Below are 4,716 nucleotides of genomic sequence, written 5' to 3'. Positions count from 1 at the left end.
CAGTATGGCTTAAAACCTTTAGCTCGTATCCTGTCTTCTGCAGCCGCTGGCATTGAGCCACGCATCATGGGCGCAGGTCCAATCGAAGCAATCAAAAAAGCCGTTAAACGTGCAGGTTTGACGCTAGATGATATGGACATTATCGAGATCAATGAAGCATTTGCCAGCCAGGTGTTATCTTGCCTGAAAGGTCTGGATGTTGCATTTGATGATCCGCGTGTGAATCCAAACGGTGGTGGTATTGCGATTGGCCATCCATTGGGCTGTTCAGGTGCGCGTTTGGCCTTAACCGTCGCACGTCAATTACAGCGTACTGGTAAAAAATATGCCGTGATCAGTTTATGTATCGGTCTGGGTCAAGGCCTGGCGATGGTGATTGAAAACCCTGAAGCTGCATAACAGCTTTAGTCATCGTATTAATGCCATGTATAGATAATATACATGGCATTTTTTATTAGACTATTTATATAGAAATAAAAATCCCTGCATATCGCAGGGATTAATTAAATCAGCGTAAGGATTATTTGCGGTCAGTGACCAATAAAGTTGCTGAACCAAAGGCATAAATTTTACCGTCTTTGTCGACAATTCGGCCTTCTGAGGTCAGCACATTGCGTCCGATCCGGATCACTTCACCAATGGCTGTATAAGTTTCACCATTTTTCATGGCTTTGAGCATTTTGACATTCAGGTCAATAGTGGAAAAACTGACACCAGCATCAACTGTGGTATGCACTGCTGCACCAGTTACGCTATCCAGAACAGTGGCGCAAAATCCACCATGAATGCCGCCTTGCAGATTGAAGTGACGTTCATCTGGATAAACTTCATATTCCACATAGTTTTCATGGACGACACTGAGTTTCATGGGAATCAGTTGTCCCATCGCTGAACCAGGCAATTCGCCATTTTTAATTGCGGTTAGATATTCAAGTCCATTCATTTGAGCTGTAGTCATATCGTTTCCCTTTAATAAAATATTTCGCTTTATGAAATAATATTCTGTTTTTATAAAATTATGATATAACAGATAGTGATCGAAATGCTATATTTTTCTAGGATGGAATGATGACAATAAAAAATCTCGTTACAGCTGCTGAATGGCAGGCACGCTGTGAACTGGCAGCGCTTTATCGCATTATTGCGCATTATCGGATGACTGACCTGATTGATACCCATATCAGTTTAAGAGTTCCAGATCAGCCTGACTGCTTTCTGATTAATCAATATGGGGTCGCATTTGAAAAAATGCGTGCTTCAACGCTGGTGAAGATTAATCATGAAGGACAGGTGGTAGAAAGCTATGAACAAGACAAGCCAGTCAATATGGCAGGCTTCGTGATTCATTCTGCGATTCATGAAGCACATCCTCATCTGAATTGTGTCATTCACACCCATACCGCGGATGGAATTGCTGTTTCTGCACAGAAACACGGGCTTCTCCCAATTTCCCAGCACGCCATGAAATTTTATCAGCATGTGGCCTATCACGAATATGAAGGCGTTGCGCTTTCAACTGACGAACAAGAACGCTTGATTCAGGACTTGGGCGACCATCGTGCCATGATTTTACGCAATCACGGACTATTAACGGCTGGGGAGACCATTGCACGGGCTTTTCATGAAATTTATTTTCTGGAACGCGCCTGTCAGGCACAGGTGAAAGCCTTAAGCGGCGGTGCTGAATTGCATTATCCAGCAGAAGAAGTCCGAATTAAAACAGCCAAGCAGTTCGCGAGTCCTCTCATTGAACCGATATTACAGCGTGCCTGGCAGGCCGCTTTATCCCTGATTGAGCATCAATATACGGAGTATGCATCATGATTGTTATTTCCAGTTCTGTACCGAATATTGAGGCCATTTTGGTCAAGTCTTTTCAAAAATATGCGCCAGCTGGTAGTTTCTGTACAGTGGAGAGCCCTGAAGCTGAACGGGCAACCACAGTTGCTGCCTGGTTTCCAGATCTGGAAAAAGTGCAGCAGCTACCAAAGCTTGGCCTGATTCATTCGATTGCTGCTGGGGTAGAACATTTAAACTTAAATGCTGTACGCCCAGATCAAGCCGTTTGCCGGGTACTGGATCCACATCATCAAAAAGGCATGTTTGATTATCTGCTTTGGGGCGTGCTGTATTTTCAGCGTTATTTTGACCTCATGATCCAGCAGCAAAAGCAGCAGCTGTGGAAGCAATATCGCCAGAGCTATAGCCATCATATCCAGATCGGGATTATGGGACTGGGGCATATGGGCGGATACGTAGCAGAACGCTTTGCTGACATGGGCTATCAAGTCTCTGGTTGGTCGAATTCCCCAAAAGATATTAATCAAGTTAAAAGTTATGTGGGTCAAGAACAGCTTTCCGAGTTCCTGGCTCAAAGTCAGATTCTGATTAACCTGCTACCCCTTACCGAAGAAAATACCGGGATTCTTTCTGCTGAATTATTTCAGCAACTGCCTGAACAGGCAGCTTTGATTCATGTCGGGCGTGGCCAGCATTTAATCGAGCAGGATCTACTCAATGCACTGGATTCTGGCCAGTTACGTGGTGCAATTGTCGACGTATTTGAACAGGAACCTTTGGCTGCTGACCATCCATTCTGGCAGCACGAAAAAATTGTGGTGACACCACATGTGGCCTCACATGCCCCAATGTCTGTGGTGGTAGAGCAGATTCTGGAAAATGACCGCCGTTTAAATCAAGGCCTGGATTTGTGTCATCAGGTGGATGTCAATAAAGGCTATTAATTGTAGGGATACAGATAAAAAATAAGGAAATTGATGATGTGGGAAATGATTCAGACTCAGGTTCAGCAAGGCATCGCTACTTTAAGTTTTAATCGGCCAGATTCACTGAACAGTTTTAACCGGCAAATGCATGAGGAAATGCAACAGGTTTTGAAAAGCTGGAATACGAATCCGGATATTCGGGTGATTGTGATTCTGGGTAATGGTCGGGCATTTTCTGCAGGGCAGGATTTAAAAGAACGGGCTGGACAGCTTGGCAATGTACCTTTGCCACCAGAGGGTTCGCTGGCTAAATACTATAATCCTTTAATCAACCTGATTCGCAAAAGCCCTAAACCTGTGATTGCAGCGGTAAATGGTGTGGCTGCCGGTGCAGGGGCTAATATCGCACTGGCTTGCGATCTGGTCATTGCCAAGGAAAGTGCCAAATTTATTCAAGCCTTTTCTAAAATCGGCTTAATTCCTGATGCCGGCGGTACCTGGATGTTGCCGCGTTTAATTGGTTATGCACGCGCTATGGCATTAACCTTACTCGGTGAACCTGTGCATGCCAAAGAGGCTGCTGAAATGGGCATGATCTGGAAAATGATCCCTGATGCAGAATTTGATGCTTATATCGAAGAACTTGCACAGCGACTGGCACAACAGCCGACCTATGCACTGGCTTTAACTAAACAGGCGCTGCAACGCAGTGCTGAAAATAGCATGGATCAGCAACTGGAGCTGGAACAAAACCTGCAATATCTGGCCCTGAGTAGTCAGGATTATAAAGAAGGTGTACAGGCCTTTATCGAAAAACGCCCCGCACAATTTACCGGATGCTAAGGAGAGCATTCATGAAAATTCAAACGCGTATTACCGAGCTTTTAGGCATTCGCTATCCGATTATTCAGGGCGGCATGATGTGGGTCGGTACTGCAGAAATGGCCAGTGCAGTCTCCAATGCAGGTGGTTTGGGAACGCTGACGGCATTGACACAACCCACACCTGAAGCGCTGACCAAGGAAATTGCACGCTGCCGTGAAATGACAGATCAGCCTTTTGCAGTAAATCTGACTTTATTGCCCGCTGTAAACCCACCGCCGTATGCCGAATATCGACAGGCTATTATTGAAAGTAGAATCAAGATTGTAGAAACGGCAGGCAACAAACCACATGAACACATTGAAGCCTTTAAACAGCATGGCATCATTGTGATTCATAAATGTACCTCGGTACGTCATGCACTTTCAGCACAAAGAATCGGCGCGGATGTGATCTCGATTGACGGTTTTGAATGTGCTGGTCATCCGGGTGAAGACGATATTCCTGGACTGATTCTGATTCCAGCAGCCGCTGATCAACTCACTGTACCGATTGTAGCCAGTGTTGGTTTTGCGGATGGTCGTGGTTTGGTGGCAGCACTTGCTTTAGGTGCAGAAGGCATCAATATGGGAACACGTTTCTGTGCCACACAAGAAGCGCCGATCCATCCAAATATCAAGCAGTTTTATGTCGACAATGATGAACGGGCAACGCATCTGCTTTACCGTCAGTTCAGGAATACTGCGCGTGTTGCGAAGAATGCAGTATCTGATCTCGTCGTTAAAATGGGTGAAGATCCAAATCTGGAATTTGAACAGATTCGCCCTTATGTCAGTGGCTTAAAAGGCAAGCTGGCTTTGGAAAATGGCGATGTTGATGCAGGCATACTGACAGCAGGTCAAGTGATGGGATTGATCCATGACATTCCAACCTGTCAAATGCTGATTGACACTATCATGCAAGAAGCAGAACAGATTGTTCAGCAACGTTTGGCTCAGTTTTTCCCGCGCTAGATCGTTTCATTTTGGTCATTTAATCAAAAGCCATTCATTACCGAATGGCTTTTTTATACCAAAGTTTTAATTTTTTAAATGTGATTTTTTATGTCATGACTAGATTTTATCCATGAACTTATATTATATTCGACCTAAAACATAATTTCGTATTA

5 protein-coding genes and 1 pseudogene are annotated in these 4,716 nt (G+C 44.6%); 5 read left to right on the top strand and 1 reads right to left on the bottom strand.

Annotated features, from left to right (window positions below; all coding sequences use genetic code 11):
* A pseudogene (locus B3143_RS05585) lies at positions 1 to 399 on the top strand (3-oxoadipyl-CoA thiolase); the annotation flags it as partial.
* Between the two features lie 121 nt (positions 400 to 520).
* On the opposite strand, the gene B3143_RS05580 reads toward B3143_RS05585, so the two are convergent.
* Positions 521 to 958, bottom strand: a complete 438-nt coding sequence (locus tag B3143_RS05580; protein WP_004785711.1) for a PaaI family thioesterase — start codon at positions 956 to 958, stop codon at positions 521 to 523.
* 110 nt (positions 959 to 1,068) lie between these two features.
* On the opposite strand from B3143_RS05580, the gene B3143_RS05575 reads away from it, so the two are divergent.
* Genes B3143_RS05575 through B3143_RS05560 form a run of 4 tightly spaced genes read left to right on the top strand, consistent with a single transcriptional unit; the run spans position 1,069 to position 4,561 of the window.
* Positions 1,069 to 1,824 (top strand): class II aldolase/adducin family protein, encoded by a 756-nt coding sequence (locus B3143_RS05575; RefSeq protein ID WP_004785712.1) that lies wholly within the window; start codon positions 1,069 to 1,071, stop codon positions 1,822 to 1,824.
* Positions 1,821 to 2,744: a 2-hydroxyacid dehydrogenase gene (locus B3143_RS05570; RefSeq protein WP_004785714.1), complete on the top strand. Its 924-nt coding sequence runs from the start codon at positions 1,821 to 1,823 to the stop codon at positions 2,742 to 2,744. The genes B3143_RS05575 and B3143_RS05570 overlap by 4 nt, the downstream gene beginning before the upstream one ends.
* 36 nt (positions 2,745 to 2,780) lie before the next feature.
* Positions 2,781 to 3,569 (top strand): enoyl-CoA hydratase-related protein, encoded by a 789-nt coding sequence (locus B3143_RS05565; RefSeq protein WP_286739815.1) that lies wholly within the window; start codon positions 2,781 to 2,783, stop codon positions 3,567 to 3,569.
* An 11-nt stretch (positions 3,570 to 3,580) separates the two neighbouring features.
* Positions 3,581 to 4,561, top strand: coding sequence for an NAD(P)H-dependent flavin oxidoreductase (locus B3143_RS05560; protein WP_286739814.1), 981 nt, complete (start codon positions 3,581 to 3,583; stop codon positions 4,559 to 4,561).
* The last annotated feature ends 155 nt before the right edge of the window (positions 4,562 to 4,716 follow it).

Source organism: Acinetobacter sp. UBA1496 (assembly GCF_002324975.1).
In the GTDB taxonomy this organism is placed as follows: domain Bacteria; phylum Pseudomonadota; class Gammaproteobacteria; order Pseudomonadales; family Moraxellaceae; genus Acinetobacter; species Acinetobacter variabilis.
Note: the sequence above shows the minus strand (reverse complement) of the source record. Positions and strands in the feature narration are given on the sequence as shown.